The sequence below is a fragment of the Lachnoanaerobaculum gingivalis genome, from assembly GCF_003862475.1.
In the GTDB taxonomy this organism is placed as follows: domain Bacteria; phylum Bacillota; class Clostridia; order Lachnospirales; family Lachnospiraceae; genus Lachnoanaerobaculum; species Lachnoanaerobaculum gingivalis.
In genome coordinates this window covers 1-1,391 of sequence record NZ_RRCO01000010.1, presented here as the reverse complement: position 1 = coordinate 1,391, position 1,391 = coordinate 1, and the positions used below count along the sequence as shown (strand labels likewise).

Sequence of the window (1,391 nt, the reverse complement as noted above, 5' to 3'; positions counted from 1 at the left end):
ATACTTCCTCGCAGGAATGACATTCTTTACTATGATTGCACAAACTATTACTTTGAAATCGAGCAGGAAGACGAACTTAGGAAATATGGAAAATCAAAACAACATCAACCACTACCTATTGTCGGAATGGGAATGTTTATGGATCATGACGGTATTCCTCTTGCTTTTGATATTTTCCCCGGAAATAAGAATGAGCAGCCAACACTAAAGCCTCTGGAACAAAAGGTAATCGATGATTATGGTATTGATAGTATTATTATCTGTACAGACGCAGGTCTGTCCTCAAATGCCAATAGAAAGTTTAACGACAAAACTTTATTTGGTGAAAAAATAAGAAGTTTTATAACAACACAATCTATAAAACAACTCCCAAAATATTTAAAGGAGTTTGCTCTAGACCCTGAAGGCTGGTCACTACAAGGTGAAACAGGATTATTTAATCTGAATAACCTTGATGAACAGACAGACTATAATAAAGTCTTTTATAAGGAAAGGTGGATTAAAGAAGATTTATCAGATAAAAAAGTCAAAGAAGGTAATAAAGCTCTAGAGCAACATCTTATAGTATCATTCTCCTTAAAGTACAAAAAATATCATCAGAAAATCAGGCAAAGCCAGATTGACCGTGCTAATAAGCTTATTGAAAAAGGGGAATATAAAAGAAATCAAAAAAATCAAAATGATCCACGCCGTTTTATTGCTACCGAAGCAATGACATCTTCAGGAGAAGTCTGTGACAGAGAAATCCCTTATATAGATTCGAACCTCATAGCTGAAGAGGAAAAATATGACGGTTTCTATGCCGTTTGTACTAATTTGGAGACAACAAGTGCCGAAGAAATAGTTCGTATAAACAAGAAGAGATGGGAAATCGAAGAATGTTTCAGAATCATGAAAACCGAGTTCAGTGCACGCCCCATTTATCTTCAAAGAGAGGATCGCATAAAGGCACACTTCATAACTTGTTTTGCTTCATTGGTAGTCTTTAGGATACTTGAGAAAAAACTTGGTGAACAATATACATGCGATGAGATTATTAACGTATTACGCTCTATGATGATGTATCGTCCGGGAGAAAAGTTAGGATATCTACCCGCTTATACAAGAACAGCCTTAACAGATGCACTTCATGAAGTATTCGGATTTCGTACCGATTACGAAATTTTAACCGATTTGAGTATGAAAAAAGTCTTTCGGGAAAGCAAAAAAAGTAGGTAGTTCTAGCTACACTTTTGTGAATTAAAAAAGGTCTGAAACCCTTGATATATATGGCTTTCAGACCTTTTAGCTGTCAAAGACAGGACTATAACGCCCCTCTCCTTTTTTAGCAAACCCTTATTTTAAGTTTAAAAGAGAATCAAAAAAACAGGGGAAAGCAGCTTATCAGGCTG

The 1,391-nt window shown here is 35.6% G+C and carries 1 protein-coding gene; it reads left to right on the top strand.

What is annotated here, in order from left to right:
* Positions 1-1,218, top strand: a 1,218-nt coding sequence (locus EHV10_RS14435) for an IS1634 family transposase (RefSeq protein WP_128675252.1), incomplete at its 5' end; no start/stop codon positions are given.
* Positions 1,219-1,391: the final 173 nt, after the last annotated feature.